Source organism: Streptomyces griseiscabiei (assembly GCF_020010925.1).
Lineage (GTDB): Bacteria > Actinomycetota > Actinomycetes > Streptomycetales > Streptomycetaceae > Streptomyces > Streptomyces griseiscabiei.
Genome location: NZ_JAGJBZ010000002.1, coordinates 2,038,016 through 2,054,755 on the forward strand (window position 1 = coordinate 2,038,016; position 16,740 = coordinate 2,054,755).

12 protein-coding genes are annotated in these 16,740 nt (G+C 70.7%); 5 read left to right on the top strand and 7 right to left on the bottom strand.

Features of this window, described 5'->3' with window-relative positions:
• Window positions 1-152 precede the first annotated feature (152 nt).
• From J8M51_RS26190 to J8M51_RS26210, 5 genes are all read left to right on the top strand, one after another.
• Window positions 153-1,070 carry an SDR family NAD(P)-dependent oxidoreductase gene (locus tag J8M51_RS26190; RefSeq protein WP_086755176.1) on the top strand — a complete coding sequence of 306 codons (918 nt, stop codon included), beginning with the start codon at window positions 153-155 and terminating at the stop codon, window positions 1,068-1,070.
• Window positions 1,071-1,081: 11 nt separating this feature from the next.
• Entirely contained in the window at window positions 1,082-1,960 is an 879-nt protein-coding gene (locus J8M51_RS26195) for an amidohydrolase family protein (protein ID WP_086755180.1), read from the top strand.
• Window positions 1,961-2,009: 49 nt separating this feature from the next.
• Complete coding sequence (menE, locus tag J8M51_RS26200) at window positions 2,010-3,518, top strand: o-succinylbenzoate--CoA ligase (RefSeq protein WP_086755175.1); 1,509 nt, start codon at window positions 2,010-2,012, stop codon at window positions 3,516-3,518.
• A 15-nt stretch (window positions 3,519-3,533) separates the two neighbouring features.
• Window positions 3,534-3,989: a MaoC family dehydratase gene (locus tag J8M51_RS26205; protein ID WP_086755174.1), complete on the top strand. Its 456-nt coding sequence runs from the start codon at window positions 3,534-3,536 to the stop codon at window positions 3,987-3,989.
• A 444-nt stretch (window positions 3,990-4,433) separates the two neighbouring features.
• A complete protein-coding gene (locus J8M51_RS26210; RefSeq protein ID WP_086755172.1) occupies window positions 4,434-5,627 on the top strand; it encodes a helix-turn-helix domain-containing protein in 1,194 nt (397 codons plus the stop codon).
• A 20-nt stretch (window positions 5,628-5,647) separates the two neighbouring features.
• On the opposite strand, the gene J8M51_RS26215 is transcribed toward J8M51_RS26210, so the two are convergent.
• The 7 genes from J8M51_RS26215 to J8M51_RS26245 form a co-directional block, all read right to left on the bottom strand.
• Window positions 5,648-7,327, bottom strand: a complete 1,680-nt coding sequence (locus tag J8M51_RS26215; protein WP_216590770.1) for a PHP domain-containing protein — start codon at window positions 7,325-7,327, stop codon at window positions 5,648-5,650.
• A gap of 22 nt (window positions 7,328-7,349) precedes the next feature.
• Window positions 7,350-9,215 carry a LamG-like jellyroll fold domain-containing protein gene (locus J8M51_RS26220; protein WP_086762736.1) on the bottom strand — a complete coding sequence of 622 codons (1,866 nt, stop codon included), beginning with the start codon at window positions 9,213-9,215 and terminating at the stop codon, window positions 7,350-7,352.
• A gap of 59 nt (window positions 9,216-9,274) precedes the next feature.
• Window positions 9,275-12,247: a glycoside hydrolase family 2 TIM barrel-domain containing protein gene (locus J8M51_RS26225; protein WP_267299521.1), complete on the bottom strand. Its 2,973-nt coding sequence runs from the start codon at window positions 12,245-12,247 to the stop codon at window positions 9,275-9,277.
• Entirely contained in the window at window positions 12,244-13,530 is a 1,287-nt protein-coding gene (locus J8M51_RS26230; protein ID WP_267299522.1) for an alkaline phosphatase family protein, read from the bottom strand. Before J8M51_RS26230 ends, J8M51_RS26225 begins: the two co-directional genes overlap by 4 nt.
• A gap of 26 nt (window positions 13,531-13,556) precedes the next feature.
• Window positions 13,557-14,444, bottom strand: coding sequence for a carbohydrate ABC transporter permease (locus J8M51_RS26235; protein ID WP_086762016.1), 888 nt, complete (start codon window positions 14,442-14,444; stop codon window positions 13,557-13,559).
• Window positions 14,441-15,325 carry a carbohydrate ABC transporter permease gene (locus tag J8M51_RS26240; protein WP_086762013.1) on the bottom strand — a complete coding sequence of 295 codons (885 nt, stop codon included), beginning with the start codon at window positions 15,323-15,325 and terminating at the stop codon, window positions 14,441-14,443. The genes J8M51_RS26235 and J8M51_RS26240 overlap by 4 nt, the downstream gene beginning before the upstream one ends.
• A gap of 124 nt (window positions 15,326-15,449) precedes the next feature.
• Complete coding sequence (locus tag J8M51_RS26245) at window positions 15,450-16,730, bottom strand: ABC transporter substrate-binding protein (protein ID WP_086762011.1); 1,281 nt, start codon at window positions 16,728-16,730, stop codon at window positions 15,450-15,452.
• Between the last annotated feature and the right edge of the window lie 10 nt (window positions 16,731-16,740).

Consider the following 16,740-nt stretch of genomic DNA (forward strand, 5'->3'; position numbering starts at 1 on the left):
ACGTACCGCCCCAGCATGACGCAACGCCCGGGGAACAACAACTATTGACGTCAACAACTATTGCTCTTAACTTCGATTTCGAAGCCGCACCGCGACATCGGGGTGCCGCACTCCGGCCTCGCGGCCGCACCGCCACTCGAAGGGATCCACTCGTGCCCAGCATCGATCTCACCGGCAAGGTCGCCGTCGTCACGGGCAGTGGCCGTGGCCTGGGCCTCGCCTACGCACAGGCCCTCGCCGCCGCCGGCGCCTCCGTCGTCGTCAACGACATCGACGAGGCCGTGGCCGAGGCGGCGGTGAAGTCCATCACCGAGGCGGGCGGCACGGCCGTCGCCGAGGTGGTCCCGGTCGGCACGACCGAGGCCGCGGACCGGCTGGTGGGCCGCGCGGTGGAGGAGTTCGGGCGGCTGGACATCCTGGTCACCAACGCGGGCATCCTCCGCGACAAGGTGCTGTGGAAGATGTCCGACGACGACTTCGACGCGGTGATCACCACCCACCTCAAGGGCACCTTCACCTGCGCCCGTGCCGCCGCGATCCGTATGCGCGAGCAGGGCGAGGGCGGCTCCCTGATCCTCGTCGGCTCCCCGGCAGGACAGCGCGGCAACTTCGGCCAGACGAACTACGCCGCCGCCAAGGCCGGCATCGCCGCCTTCGCCCGCACCTGGGCGATGGAACTGGGCCGCGCGAACATCACCGTCAACGCGATCGTGCCGGTCGCCGCCACCGCGATGACCGAGACCATCCCGGTCTTCGCCCCGTACGTCGCGGCCCTGCGCGAGGGCACGCCGTTCCCGGACTTCCTGCGCAAGGGCGAGGGCTTCGGCACGCCCGAGGACTGCGCGGCCCTCGTCCCCTTCCTCGCCTCCGAGGCGGCGCGCGGGGTCACCGGCCAGGCCATCGGCATCGGCGGCGACAAGGTGGCACTCTGGTCGCATCCGCAGGAGATCAAGACGGCGTACGCGAACGGCGGCTGGACCCCCGAGGCCCTCGCCGACGTCTGGCCGACCTCGCTGGGCGCCGAGCCGCAGACCGTGGGCATCCCCGCCCCGAAGATCCCGGAGGCGTGATGAGCCAGGCCATGAACGTCGAGGAACTCGTCGCGATCGACGTCCACACGCACGCGGAGGTGTCCTCGAAGCAGGGCAACTCCTCCCTGGACGACGAACTGCACGACGCCTCCTCCGCGTATTTCAAGGTCGAGGGCAAGCGCAAGCCCACCCTGGAGGAGACGGCCGCCTACTACCGCGAGCGGAAGATGGCCGCCGTGATCTTCACGGTGGACGCCCAGTCCGCGACCGGCACCGAGCCCGTCCCCAACGAGGAGGTCGCCGAGGCGGCCGCCGCCAACGCGGACGTGCTGATCCCCTTCGCCTCCATCGACCCCTTCCGCGGCAAGGCCGGCGTCAAGCAGGCCCGGCGGCTGGTCGAGGAGTACGGGGTCAAGGGCTTCAAGTTCCACCCCAGCGTCCAGGGGTTCTTCCCCAACGACCGCGCGGTGGCGTACGCCCTGTACGAGGTCATCGAGGAGACGGGCACCATCGCCCTCTTCCACACCGGCCAGACCGGCATCGGCGCCGGCGTCCCCGGCGGCGGTGGCATCCGGCTGAAGTACTCCAACCCGCTGCACGTGGACGACGTGGCCGCCGACTTCCCGCACCTCAAGATCATCCTGGCGCACCCGTCCTTCCCCTGGCAGGACGAGGCCCTCGCGGTCGCCACGCACAAGCCGGGCGTCCACATCGACCTCTCCGGCTGGTCGCCGAAGTACTTCCCGCCGCAGCTGGTGCAGTACGCGAACACCCTGCTCAAGGACAAGGTGCTCTTCGGCTCCGACTACCCCGTCCTCACCCCCGACCGCTGGCTCGCCGACTTCGAGAAGCTGTCGATCAAGGACGAGGTGAAGCCGAAGATCCTCAAGGAGAACGCCGCCCGTTTGCTCGGCCTGACGAAACCGTAGAGGACGCAGATGGACCTCCCCATGTGCAAGGACGGACAGGGGCACAGACATGCGCAATGAGGGACTGGGGTCGTGGCCCGCCCGCCGGGCCCGCAAGACCCCGCAGCGCACCGCGCTGATCCACGGCGACACACGTCTCACCTACGGGGAACTGCACGAGCGCACCACACGCCTCGCCCACGCCCTGCGCGCCTCCGGCGTACGCCGCGGCGACCGCGTCGCCTATCTGGGGCCCAACCACCCCTCGTACCTGGAGACGCTGTTCGCCGCCGGCACCCTCGGCGCGGTCTTCGTCCCGCTCAACACCCGCCTCGCGGGCCCCGAGATCGCCTACCAGCTGGCGGACTCCGGGGCCAAGGCGCTGGTGTACGGCTCCGGGTTCACCGGACTCGTCGCCGGACTGCCGGGCGGCGGGACCGATGTGCGGACGTTCGTGGAGACCGGCGCGGAGTACGAGGCGCTGCTGGCGGGGGCCGAGACCGAGCCGATCGACCAGCCCGTCGGCGCCGACGACACCTGCATCATCATGTACACCTCGGGGACGACCGGCCGTCCCAAGGGCGCGATGCTCACCCACGGCAACGTCATCTGGAACGCCGTCAACGTGCTCGTCGACCAGGACGTCATCACCGACGAACGCGCCCTGGTCTCCGCCCCGTTGTTCCACACGGCCGGGCTGAACATGCTCACCCTGCCCGTGCTCCTCAAGGGCGGCACCTGCGTCCTGGTCGAGGCCTTCGTCCCGGAGGACACCTACGACCTGATCGAACGGCACCGGATCACCTTCATGTTCGGTGTGCCGACCATGTTCGACCAGATCGCCCGGCACCCCCGCTGGGCCGACGCCGACCTGTCGTCGCTCAGGATGCTCTCCTGCGGTGGCTCCCCGGTGCCGACCCCGCTCATCGCGAAATTCCAGGAACGCGGGCTCACCTTCCTCCAGGGCTACGGCATGACCGAGGCGGCCCCCGGCACGCTCTTCCTCGACGCCGAGCACGCCGTCAGCAAGGCCGGCTCGGCGGGCGTACCGCACTTCTTCAGCGATGTACGGGTCGTCCGGCCGGACATGACCCCGGTCGACATCGACGAGCCCGGCGAGGTCGTGGTCCGCGGCCCCCATGTCATGCCCGGCTACTGGGGGCTGCCCGAGGAGACGGCCGCGGTCTTCGCCGACGGCTGGTTCCGCAGCGGGGACGCCGCCCGGATCGACGAGGACGGCTACGTCTTCATCGTCGACCGCATCAAGGACATGATCATCTCCGGGGGCGAGAACATCTACCCCGCCGAGATCGAGGACCAGCTCCTCGCCCACCCCGACATCGTCGAGTGCGCGGTCATCGGCATCCCCGACGACAAGTGGGGCGAGGTGCCGCGAGCCGTGGTCGTACCCCGGGAGGGCAGCGACCTCGACGCCGACGAGGTGCTCGCCTCGCTGGCCGGACGGCTCGCCAAGTACAAGATCCCGAAGTCGGTGGTGATCGCGGACGAACTGCCCCGCACCGCCTCCGGGAAGCTCCTCAAGGCCCGGGTGCGCAAGCGCTACGGCACCAACTCCTAAGCTAAGGAACGTCCTATGAGCATCACCGTCAACGGCATCGACGAGCTGAAGAAGCTCGCCGGCAGCGACCTCGGGGCCAGCGAGTGGATCGAGGTCACCCAGGAGCGCATCGACACGTTCGCCGACGCGACCGGGGACCACCAGTGGATCCACACCGACCCGGAGAAGGCGGCGGCCGGGCCCTTCGGCGCGCCGATCGCCCACGGCTATCTGACCCTGTCGCTGTTCATCCCGCTCTTCACCGAGCTGCTGGATGTCGAGGGCGTGTCCACGAAGGTCAACTACGGCCTGAACAAGGTCCGTTTCCCCTCCCCGGTCAAGGTCGGCTCCAAGATCCGCCTGGTCGGCACGCTGGCGTCGGTGGAGGACGTGCCGGGCGGGGTGCAGATCACCGTCGACGGCACCATCGAGATCGAGGGCGCGCCCAAGCCGGCCGCCGTGCTGCAGAGCCTGTCCCGGTTCTACGCCTGAGAGCGCATGACTGTGGGGCGGAACACCTGACGAGGTGTTCCGCCCCACAGCCATGCGCTCCGGCCGCATCGGCGACGGTCGTCAGCAATCCGTTATGGAAGTGGCTGGAGTTGACGGGGTTTCCGGCCGACTATTTCTGGCACAGTGTGCTCGGGCCTGTCGTCACATTCCCGTCTGCCCCGCGGCGCCTGGCACGTGCTCTCGCCGCACCGTGCGAAAGCCCAAGTACATCCAGTACGAGGGCTCTCGCCCGGCACGCCGAGAGCACGCACCAGACGCCGCGGGGCCGCCCTTCGGGCGACGACGGGAATGTGACGACAGGCCCGAGGACGCGGGATCGGGGGATCCAGGGGGCGCCCTCTCATCTCCGTACACACACCGCCGTCTGACCCACGCGCGGTGCCGCCTTCTGCGCGGCAGCAAGTGAAAAAAGGGGGGACGCCCATGTCCGCGTCCGCGTCCACGGAATCCGAGCGGTTCGCCGCCTGTCTGCGCTCGCTCAAGGAACGATCGGGGCTCAGTTACGCGGCGCTCGCCGCGAAGGCCGGGACGAGCGGGTCCAGCGTGCACCGCTACTGCCTCGGCGGTTCGATACCGCAGGACTACGGCACCGTCCACCGCCTCGCGGTGGCCTGCGGAGCCACCCCGGAGGAGCTGCGGACGCTGCACCGCCTGTGGGCCGTGGCGGACGCCGCCCGGGAACAGGAGGCCGCGGACGCCGAGTCCGGGTCCACGGACGCGGGGCCGCAGCCCACGGGCGCCGCGCCCGCGGAGCCGCCCGCGGAGGAGGAACCGGAGGCCGTCCGCCCGCAGGCGGACGCCGCCCAGCCGGAGCCGGAGCCGGAGAACGGGCCGCAGGAGCCCGCACCCGGACCGCCGGAGCCCGCGCACACCCCAGGCACCGCCGGACGGAACCACCGGCGGACACGCGTCGCCGTGGCCGCCGCGCTGGCCGTGCTCTTCCTCGGCGGGATGGCCTGGACCCTGCCGTCGCTCGGATCCGCCGAGGGCAGCGAGGGCGGCGAGGGCGGCAGCGGCGAGAAGGCCGACGCGTCGCGGCCGAAGGACGGCCGGCCCCTCTTCACCGCCACCTGCCGGGAGGTGATCGCCATGGGCCAGCACGACACCTGCGTCCGCGAGGTCCAGGAACTGCTGCACGCCAAGGGCGCGGAGATCGGCGTGGACGGCGACTTCGGCCCGCAGACCCTGCGCCGCGTCACCGCCTTCCAGGTGATCGCCGGCATCGAACCGCCCAACGGCGTCGTCGGCGACACCACCAAGAAGGCCCTGTACGACTCCGAGGCGCGCATGGACACCTGGACTCCCGACAAGGTGCGCCGGAGCATCCGCGAGGTGTTCACCGAGGCCCCGGACCGCGCGGTGGCGATCGCCGACTGCCAGTCCTTCCTCGACCCCCTGCACATCCTCCCGAACACCAACGGCACCCGGAACTGGGGCCTGTTCCAGATATCCGACGCCCGGCTGCGCGAGCTGGGCGGCACACCGCGCGAGGCGCTCGACCCGAAGTGGAACATCCGCGCGGCGAAGCAACTGTGGAGCAAGGACCGGGACTTCCACGACTGGCCGCACTGCGACCGGGCGTTCAGCCCCAGCCCTTCTCCGAGTCCGAGCGCCTAGCGCCTAGCGGCGTACGGCGCTCAACTCACGTCCACGAACACCGGGTTGGAGTAGAACCAGGTGTCCTCCCACGGGTCCCCGTCGCCCGGCGCGTGCGGGATCGGGCCGTGCGGGTCGACGGACGCGCCCCGGTAGCCGGTCCCGTTCCGCTTGCCGTCGCTGCCGCGCAGCCGGAGGTAGAAGGACTCGTTCCCGGCCGTGACCGGGATGCGCAGCGTGTACGTGCCCTTGCGGCCGCCGACGTCCTTGGTGTGGACGACCTTGGTCGCGGGGGCCTGCCAGGCGTCCCGGTCCGTCACCGGGCCGCGCACCGCGCCCCGGATCACGTCGACATGGGCCAACTCCGGGAGGATTCCGTGGGGGTTGGCCCGGGAGGCGGTCGTCACCGTCACGTTCAGGGTGAGCCTCTCGCCCTTGCGGACCCGGAGGCGACCGCCCAGGGTGACACCGCGCCCGTGGTCGCGGTCGCGCTTCACCCGGACGTCGAGGCCGTCCAGCAGATGGCCGTGGTCCACCCAGACCCGGCCCGCGCGCATCCCGGCCATCACCGAGCGGTAGCCGTACCGGGTGACGCCGACATGGGTGCGGCTGAACTGGCCGGGCCAGAAGTCGCTGCCGGGCTGCGGGGTGTCGGTGTTCACCGGGTCGGGCAGCTTGCCGGTGTTGTCGAAGTTCTGCCCGGCCGGCCAGTCGCCGTTCTTCCAGGTGTCGAAGACGATCCGGTGCGCGTCCGAGTTGGTGGTGATCGAGAACAGCTTCCCCTCGGCCAGCATCGCGTCCCACAGGCCGCCCACGGTCGCCGTCGCCCAGTCGAAACCGCCGTACGTGAGGAACGCCTCCGCCGGATAGCCGGGCCAGGACTGGGCCGACGGCTTGTTCTCGTACTCGCCGCGCATCGAGGTCGCGCCCCGCCAGCCGGGGATCGCCGCGCCCTGGGCGCCGGGCGCGCCCTCCATACCGATCATGATCTCGGGGGCCGCGTCGCGCCAGTTGCGCATCTCGTGCGGGGAGTCGATACCGAGGCGCAGCGGGTGGTTGGCGAGGACCAGGACGTCGTCGACGTACCCCGAACGCCGCTGCTGGGCCAGCCACTTGATGGCCTTGACGGCGTGCGCCTCGTTGCGCGCGGTGTCCGCGCCGCCCACGGAACCGTCCGTGTAGTTGAGCAGCTTGCCGTCGTACGCGCTCTCGAAGCGGGTGAGCAGGTCGACCTCGTGGCGGCCGGGGGTGGTGAAGACCGTGCAGTGCTCGGCGGCCGGGATGTACCACTCCAGGCCCTGGAAGATCAGCTGCCGGGGGTTCTCCGCGCGGGCCTTGAGGATCTCCTTGTGCTCCAGCGCGGCGCCGAAGTCGGCGTGCCCGAAGTTGGAGTGCTCGGTGAACACCATCCAGTCGAGGCCGTACTCGGCGCCCGCCGCCGCCAGTTGGGAGAACGTGTACTTGGCGTCGTGGCTGTAGACGGTGTGGATGTGATGGTCGCCGACGAGGTAGGCGAGCCGGGGGTCCTCACCGCCGTAGTGGCGGGAGGCGGCGGAGGCCGGCGCCGCGAAGGAGCCCGCGGCACCCAGGGCGAAGGCGGTGCCGAACAGGCCCGCGCCGCGCAGGAGCCCACGGCGGGAGACACCCTGCGGGTCGAGGTCGGCGGGGGAGACGGACGGGTCGGCCCAGGCGGGCAGCTGCTGCTCGTGCGCATCGGACATGATCTGTGGGTTCCTTCGCGTCTCAGTGGTTCATGAACGACTTGACGGGCAGCGCCCGTTCGACGACGCGGACGTCGCCGAGGCGCCCGTGCAGGATCTGGTCGATCTTCCCGGCGTACTCGTAGCCGCCGAGGATCCACGGCAGCCCGACGGAGGTCAGCCCGATTGCGGTGGCCTTCGGGTTGCGTACGACCGGGCAGCCCTGGACGTACAGCGTGGTGTGCCTGCCGTCGTTGACGACCGCGAGGTGCCACCACGTCTCCAGAGGGGTCTCCTGGCCCCAGTTGGTCGCGATGCCCTGCTGGTTGAGCGGGCGCGCCGCCCACTGCGGCTCCCGGTCGTTGGACAGCGACAGCGTGGCCAGCGGCTCGTCCGGGTCGTCGGCGGTCCTGCCCGCCGCGCCGCCCGTGCCGGTCCGGCCGAGGATGCCGGCCCAGGCGTGGTTCGTGGGGTTCCAGTCGGCGGGCAGCCGGTAGAACGCCTCGATCGTGTAACCGTCCTTGAACGTCGCCGAGTTGAGCGGCGCCCCGTCGACCGTCCGCAGATACGCGCCCTTCAGCGGGGGCTTGCCGCCGTGGAACTCCAGGCTGCCGTGGCCGGGCTGGTCCGGGTGGTGGTCGGCGGACCAGGTGAGCGTGCCCCCGCCGACCGTGACCAGGCCGAGGTCGTTGCCGCGCCCCGAGCGGTCCCGGATCGTGCCGCTGACGGCCGCCCCGTCCTCCTGCCCGTCGAACCGCCAGTAGGCGACCGTGCCGGGTATCAGCATCTTCGACGCCGGGCGGGCCGCCCGCGCGGGCACCGGCGCGAAACCGGCGAACCGCTTCTCGAAGTCGATCTCGACGGTGAACCGGTCGGCGTCGCCGGAGAGTTCGCTCTCCTGCCGCTCCAGCTCGTTGAGGCCCTTCGCGGCCCGGCCCAGGATCCAGGGGGAGACCGTCTCCACGTCGATGGTGTTCCGGTCCAGGTCGAAGCGGTAGAGCCGGATCATCGCCGCACCGCCGAAGTACCGGTTCTGGTAGTTCGTGAGATGCAGTTCGACATCGTTGTCAGCGCTGTTCTTCCGTGTCGCGCGCCCCGCCGGCCAGTAGTGCCCGTTGAGGGTCAGGAAGATCTGGTCGTGGTCCTTGACCAGCTGGTCCCACAGCGTCTGCCCGTACGAGGAGAGGGAGTCGTCCCCGTCGACCAGTTCGTGCGTGGTGAGGACGACGGGTGTTCTCGGGTGCCGGGCCAGGACGTCCTTCGCCCAGGCGAAGCCCTTCGCGGAGAGCCGCCAGTCCAGGGCCAGCACCATCCACTGCCGACCGCCCGCCTCGAACAGGTGGAAGGAGTTGTAGCCGTCCGGGGAGGCACCCCCGAACGTCGGCTTCCCCTTGAACCGGGAGGGCCCGAAGGCATCCAGGTAGGGCGTCGGGCCCCGCTGGTCGTCGGTGGAGGAACGCACGTCGTGGTTGCCCGCGAGGACGCTGTAGCCGACGCCCTTGCGGTCGAGGAGCCGGAAGGCCTCGCCGATCGCCGCGCACTCCTCCTTCGCGCCGTTCTGGGTGAGGTCGCCCAGGTGGGAGAGGAAGACGATGTTCTCCTCCCGCCCGTGCTCCAGCAGATAGCGCAGCGACGCCTCGACGGGCTCCTTGTCGATGCTCGGCCCGTCGAAGAGGTACTGGGTGTCGGGCATGACGGCGAGCGTGAACCGGCGGCTGTCCTGGTCCGGCCGCCATCGGTCGGCGGACGCGGCGGCGACGGGCGCCCCGGCGGCGGCCTGCGCGGCACCGGCCGCCGGGAGCACGGCCGCCGCCGCACCCATCAGCGCGGTCGCCCGCAGGAAGTTGCGTCGGCCGGCGCCGGCCTGCGGGGCCGCCCCGCCTTGGTCGTGCTCATGCGAAGTACACACATGTGCTCCGTAGGAAGGTCCGTGAGTGAAGGGGAGAAGGGGGAGGGAGGGGGGTGGGATCAGAGGGCCCTCAGCGTCCACGACCAGCGGTGGACCCCCGAGGGGACGAGATACGGCTCCGAGGTGTCGGGTCCGCACGAGGCGGTGCCCAGCCCCCGGTGCGCCGCGTCGATGTGGACCACGCAGCCCGGCCGGGGCACCAGTTCGTCATGGTGCGCGGCGGCGGCCAGGTCCTCCGCGCGGTGCCGGGTGACCGAGACCTGGCGGGGTCCGTCCAGCCGTACCGACAGCTCATGGCCGTCCCCGGAGAGCGTGAAGTGCCGTACACCGTGCCGGCCTCCGCTCTCCTGGGGCCGCAGATAAGGGGTGAACAGCTCGTCCACGGGGGCCGCGTGGTGTCCGACGGGTGCCCCGGCCGCACGGTCCGGGTAGCTCTCCCAGGGGCCCTGCCCGTACCAGGCGAGACGGTCGAGGCCGGCGGCGGTCTCGAACACCGTGCCGACGCGGGCCACGTCCGTCAGCTCCTCGGGCAGGATCGCGGTCTCCTCGACGAGCACCCGGCCGTCCACCAGCGCCGTGAACGCCTGCTCGTGCTCGACGACCCCGGCGCCGGTCGCCCACCGGGACCTGACCCGTACGGTCGACCCCTTGCGCTCCACGGCCACCGGCTCACGCACCGCGCGGTCCAGGCCCAGGCCGCGCCAGCGCTCGGCCATCCCGCCGAGAACGTCGTTGTCGGTCGGGGCCCGCCACAGGCTCAAGCCCGGCGGGGAGGCGAGCAGCGGATGCAGCAGCAGCCCGTCCGCGTCCGTCTCCGGCGGCGGGATGTGGCCGAGATCCTCCTCGGCGCCCACCACCGGCTCGCCCTCCTCCGCCGCGTACCACGGCACCTGCGGGAGGCAGACCTCGGTGCCGCGCGGCGCCCAGGGCTCGTCGGCGGCCGTCGTGACCCGCAGCGTCAGCCAGACCTCGCCCGCCCCGCCCGGCACCTCGGGCCGGTCGATCACCGCCGAGCCGCCGGGCGGTACGTCCGGCAGCTGGGCCGGAAGCGTCCAGGAACCGCCGTCGGCCGCCGCGAACTCCCACTCGGCGGCCAGCCACGAAAGGTCGCGGAAGTGCTGCCGGTTGTGCACCCGCAGCACCCGCCAGGCGCCCTCGCCCTCCACGGACAGCCGTACCGGGGCGGCGATCTCCCGGTGCTCGAACATCACCGGCTTGGGCGTGCGGTCGGGGAAGACGACCCCGTCGGCGATGAAGGCGCCGTCGTGGATCGTCTCGCCGAAGTCGCCGCCGTAGGCCCAGCGCAGACCGGGACCGGCGACTCCGTTCTCGTACAGCCCGGCGCCCCCACGCCCGGCCGGTCGTCCGTCGTTCACACGCTGGAGGATGCCGTGGTCCCAGAACTCCCAGATGAACCCGCCCTGAAGACCAGGGGTTGCCTCGATGGCGGCCCACATGTCGGCGAGGGTGCCGTTGCTGTTGCCCATGGCGTGCGAGTACTCGCACTGGATCAGCGGCCGGGTCTGCTCGCCCGACAGCGCGTGCGCCACACAGTCCTCGATCGGCGCGTACATCGGGCAGGCGATGTCGGAGGCGTCGTCCGTGGCCGCCCAGTCCCGCTTCGCCGCGCCCTCGTACTGCACCGGCCGGGTCGGGTCGTGGCGGCGCAGCCAGCCCGCCGCCGCGTCGTGGTTCGCGCCGTAGTCGGACTCGTTGCCCAGCGACCAGACGATCACCGACGGATGGTTCTTGTCCCGCAGGACCATCCGCGAGACCCGGTCCACGAACGCGTTCAGATAGCGCGGGTCGTCGGCGATCTCGTGCGCGTGGTCGTGCGACTCGATGTCCGCCTCGTCCACGACATAGAGGCCGAGTTCGTCCGTGAGGTCGTACAGGGCCGGGTCGCCCGGGTAGTGGGAGGTGCGGACCGCGTTGAAGCCGAACCGCTTCAGCGTCAGCAGGTCCGCGCGCATGTCCTCGTACGACACGGTCCGCCCGGTCATCGGATGGAAGTCGTGCCGGTTGACGCCCCGGATGTAGACGCGCTCCCCGTTGACCAGCAGATCCCGGCCCCGGATCGCCACATCCCGGAAGCCGATGCGGTGGTGCGAGGTGTCGGCGACCGTGCCGTCGGCGCGGTGCAGACGGACGGTGAGGTCGTACAGCTCGGGGGTCTCGGCGTTCCAGGTCCGTACGTCCGGGACGACCGTGCCCATCCGGGCCTCGCCGAGGAAGTCGGAGACCCGCTCGTCCTCCGCGTTGAACCGGTCGAACTCCCGGTCCTGGGCCAGCTCCAGTCCGCTGAGCCCCGGGCCGGCCAGCTCCCCGCCGACGTACCACCCGGCGGGCAGCGCGCCCGTCGCCGTGCCCGCCGCCGCGCGCACCTGGCAGTCCACCCGCAGTTCCCCGTCGCACCGGGCCCGTACGGTCACGTCCGCCAGATACAGCGGATCGGTGGCGTACAGCAGCACCGGGCGGGTGACGCCGCCCAGCCACCACTGGTCCTGGTCCTCGATGTGCGAGGCGTCGGACCACTTCACCACCGTGAGCCGCACGGTGGCCGGGTGACCGGGGCGGACCAGATCGGAGAGGTCGAACTCGGCGGCCAGATGGGAGTCCTTGGAGACACCGGCCGGCCGCCCGTCCACATGGACGAGCAGCACGCTCTCGGCGGCGCCGACCTGCAGGACGATCCGGCGCCCGGCCCAGTCGGCGGGAATGTCGACGTCCCGCTCGTACACCCCGGTCGGATTCCCGGGCGGCGAGTCCGGCGGGAACTGGGCCCACGGCATCCGCACATTGGTGTACTGCGGCGGGTCCTCCGCCGCGTCGAGGGCCCAGGAGCCGGGGAGTTCGGCCCATGACCAGCCGGGCCCCGGCTCCCGCTCGGGCGACGACAGCAACTGGAACCGCCACCGGCCGTCGAGCGGGACAGCCCGCTCGCGCCGGTCCACGGCGTTCATGGGCAGCCGTCGCCAGGACGTCACCTCGGGGGACTGCCAGGGGCGCAGGACGAAGAGTGCGTCGGTCATGACCGTTCCGAAGAGAGTGGTGGGACGGGGGACAGGACCGGCCGGGGCAGCGCCCGGCCCACCAGACCCCATGCGGGGTCCACAGGGATGCCGAGCCGGTCCAGGACGGTGGGCGCGATGTCGACGAGCGCGGGGGAGTCGAGCGGGGTGGTGCCGGGGGTGCCGACAGCCCTCGCGGCGCCGGACGAACTGCCGACGCCGGGCAGGCCGGGCAGGCCGGGGGTGTCGAGTGGGCCGGGCAGGCCGGGCTTGCGAGAAGTGTCGAGCGGGCCGGTGGCGCTGGTTGTGCTGGTGACGCCGGCTGTGTCGAACGTGCTGGGCGTGCCGACCACGCCGGTCGTGCCAGTCGTGCCAGCCACGCAAGGCCCGCCACTCGCGCCGTTCGTGCCGTCCGAGCCCGACGAGCCGTCCGCGTCGGCCCTCGGTCCGGGCCCCTCGTCCGTTCCGGACTCGTCGACCACCCCCCGCCCTCCCCTTGATCCCGCCCCCGGCTCGGCCAGGACCACGAAGACCTCCCGCTCGGCGTGGGTGTCGCCGCCGTGGCCGCCGGTGTCGAGGTGGCCGTGGTCCGTGGTGACCAGGACCGTCCAGTGCTCGTCCGCGCGGCCGGGGTCCGAGCGCCGGGTGGCGATCGCGTCCAGCAGTCGTCCGAGGTGGGCGTCCTGGGCGAGGAGGGCCCGGTCGTACGCCGGACTGAGCGGGCCCGTGGTGTGGCCGGCCTCGTCGGTGGCGCCGAAGTAGACGAACAGCACGTCCGGGTCGCCCTCGGTGAGCCAGCGCACGGCGGTACGGGCGACCAGGTGGTCCGCGCCCTCGTAACCGTCGGACTCGCCGTCGAACCACACACGGGTGCCGACGCCGGGGCCGAGGGTGCCGCGCAGCACCAGTTCCGGCCAGGACACCGCGGCCGCCGTACGCAGACCGGGCCGCGCGGCGGCGGCCCGGCTGAGGAAGTCGGGGTGCCGGGCGTAGTCGGCGCCGGTGAAGTCGTTTCCGGTCACCCCGTGCCGGTCGGGCCACACCCCGGTCAGCACGCTCGACCAGCCGGGCCCGGAGTCGGTGTAGGCCATGGAGGTGGACGGCCCGCCCTCGGCCTGGCCGTCCGCCTCGCCGTACGGCAGCAGACTGCTGCCGTACGCGCCCGAGGCGAGCAGCCTGTGCAGTACCGGGGCCGCCGCCGGTGTCCGGGTCAGGACGTCGAAACGCAGCCCGTCCATCCCCACCACGAGCACCTTGCCGTGCTCCGGGAGCTTTCCCTCACCCACGTCCTCACCCACGCCCACGCTCGCGCACCTCTCCCGGGAGCGGTTCAACTGCCCTGGACCGCGCCCTCGGTGGCCCCCGCGATGAAGCCGCGCGCGAAGACCGCGAAGACGATCACCAGGGGGAGGGAGGCCATGAGCACACCGGCCATGACCATGCTGTAGTCGGTGTTGTGACCGACGTTGAGCTGGGCCAGCTCCACCTGGAGCGTGACGTGGTCGGGGTTGGTGAGCACGATGAGAGGCCAGACGTAGTCGTTCCAGGCGCCGACGAAGGCGTAGATGGCGAGGAAGGACATCGCGGGTCTGATCATCGGCAGCGCGACGTTCCAGTACTGGCGGAAGAACCCGGCGCCGTCGATCCGGGCCGCGTCCAGCAGTTCGTCGGGCACCCCGTTCTCGATGTACTGGCGCAGCCAGAAGATGCCGAAGGCGTTGGACAGCGCGGGCCACACCAGGGCCTTGAGCATGCCGACCCAGCCGAGCTCGGACATCAGGATGAACTGCGGCAGGACGGCCAGCTGCAGCGGCAGCATCATGAACACCAGCAGCAGGCCGAAGAGCAGCTTGCGCCCGGGGAACTCGAACTTGGCGAAGGCGAAGGCCGCCAGGGAGTCGACGAAGAGCACCAGGACCGTGGTCACGGTCGCGATGACGACCGTGTTGAGCATCGACCCGAAGAAGTCGACCGTGTTCAGCACACCCCGGATGTTCTCCAGCAGATGCGAGCCGAAGGTCAGCTTCGGCGGGCTCTTGTAGATGTCCCGGGTCGTGTTGGTCGCCATCACGATCGTCCACACGAACGGGAAGACGGAGATCACGACGGCCAGGATCAGGAAGACGTGCGGGGTCAGGCCCTTGGGGCGGCGCCGCCGCTCGGCGCCCGGGTCCGGCTTCGCGGCCGTGGCCGGTCGCGGCGTGGTGGCGGTCGTCATGACTTCCTCCCTCGTTGCACGATCCGCCAGTTGATGACGACGAGCACGATGATCAGTACGAAGAAGGCCCAGACGATGGCCGCGCCGTAGCCGTAGTCGTTGTCGAGGAAGGCCGACTGGTAGAAGTACAGCAGTGTGGTCAGGCCCGCCTGTCCGGGACCGCCGAGGTTCTGGTTGGCGGCGTTGCTGGCGAAGAGGACCTGGGGTTCGCTGAAGCTCTGCAGACCGTTGATGGTCGAGATGACGACGGTGAACAGGATGATCGGCCGCATGATCGGAATGGTGATCTGGAAGAACGTGCGGATCGGTCCGGCGCCGTCCATCTTGGCCGCCTCGTAGACCGACTGCGGGATGGCCTGGAGGCCGGCCAGATAGATGATCATGTTGTAGCCGGTCCACATCCAGGTCATCAGCAGCGCGATGACCACCTTGATCAGCCATGGATCGCTCAGCCACGGCACGGGTGAGATGCCGACCGTGCCCAGGATCGCGTTGACCAGACCGAAGTCGTTGCTGAACACCGCGCCGAAGAAGATCGCGACGGCGACGATCGACGTCACGTTCGGGACGTAGAGGGCGATGCGGTAGAAGCCCTTGAAGCGGCGCACCGAGTGCAGCAGCGTCGCGAGGACCAGGGCGCCGAAGAGGGTGGGCACGGTCGACAGCACCCAGATGACCAGGGTGTTGCGGATCGACAGCCAGAAGACCGGGTCGCTCCAGAGGAACTCGAACTGCTGGAGGCCCACGAACTGCTTGGTGCCCAGGCCGTCGTAGCGCTGGAACGCCAGATACAGCGAGTAGAAGACGGGGACGAACGAGAAGACGAGGAAGACCAGATAGAAGGGCGAGATCGCCAGGTACTGCCGCCAGTACGACAGCACCCCGCGACGTGTGGGCCGCACGGCGCCCGCGGGCGGGGTGCGCCGCGGGCGGAAGCGGGCCGGGCCCGGCCCGCCACGGTGCTTGTGCACCGTGGCGGAGCCGGTGACCGGAGGTGATGACACCTCAGTTCACCCCCTGTCGCCTGGCGATCTGCTTGGCCTGCGAGACCGCGTCCTTCCAGGCGTCGTCGGGCTTCTTGCCCTTGGCCTCGATGCTGGTCAGCTCGGCCATGAAGGGGGCCATCACGGCGGAGTCGGCGGGCGCCTCGTAGCTGACCGGGATCGCCTCGGCGGCCGGGCCGAAGACCTCGATGATCTTCTGCCCGCCGAAGAAGGCGTCGGGGCCCGTCATGGCCGGCATCGCGTACGTCTCCGGGGAGGCGGGGAAGATCGCGGCGTCGGTGAAGCTCTTGGCGTTGTTCTCCGGGCTGAGGATCCAGCTGATGATCTTGAACGCCTCTTCGGGGTTGCGGCACTGCTTGGGCAGCGTCAGGTAGGAGCCGCCCTGGTTGGCCGGTCCGCCCGGGGTCGCGGTGACCCGCCACTTGCCCTTGGTGTTCGGTGCGGCCGACTCGATGTCCAGTGCGTGCCAGGCGGCGCCGACCTCGGTGGTCAGGCTCTTGCCGACGGCCGCGTTCCAGCTCTGGTCGTTGATCTTGGCGTCGATGCCGAGCGTGTAGGCGCGGACCGCGTGGTCCCACGCGGCGCGGATGTGGTCCTGGTCGCCGATGAAGTGGTTGTCCTGGTCGATGAACCGCTTGGTGCCCTGGCCGACCGCGATGCTGAACACCGATCCCATGTTGTTGATGAGGAAGGTGCCGGGCAGCGCCTTCTTCAGCTCGGTGCCGAGCGCGAAGTAGTCGTCCCAGGTCTTCGCCTCTGCGGCGACCTTCGCCGGGTCGGAGGGCAGCCCCGCCTTCTCGAACTGGTCCGCGCGGTAGAAGAGCGCGGTGGGGCCGATGTCGATCGGGAAGCCGACCTGCTTGCCGTCCTCGGTCTGGGCGAGCTTGGTCTTCCACTCCAGGTACTGCGAGGAGATCTTCTTGAAGCCCAGGTCGTTCAGGTCGAGGAAGCGGTCGGCGTTGGGCAGGAAGGAGGCGATGTCCTCGCCCTTGATCCCGGTGATGTCCGGCACGGAGGAGCCGCCGGCCGCGAGGGTGGTGGTCAGCTTCTGCTTGAAGTCGCCGCCGATGGAGGAACTGGTCAGCTTGATCTGGCTCTTGAAGTGCGTCTTGGCCTCGGCGACCACCTTGTCGCTGAGGGCGCCGCCCCAGTACCACAGGGTGAGGTTCTTGCCGTTCTTGGTGCCGCCGGAATCCGAGCCGCCGCCACAGGCGACGGTCAGTCCGGAGGCCGCCGCGGTGAACACGGCAGCCTGGAGGAAGCCTCTACGAGAAAGGTCCACGGGTCACTCC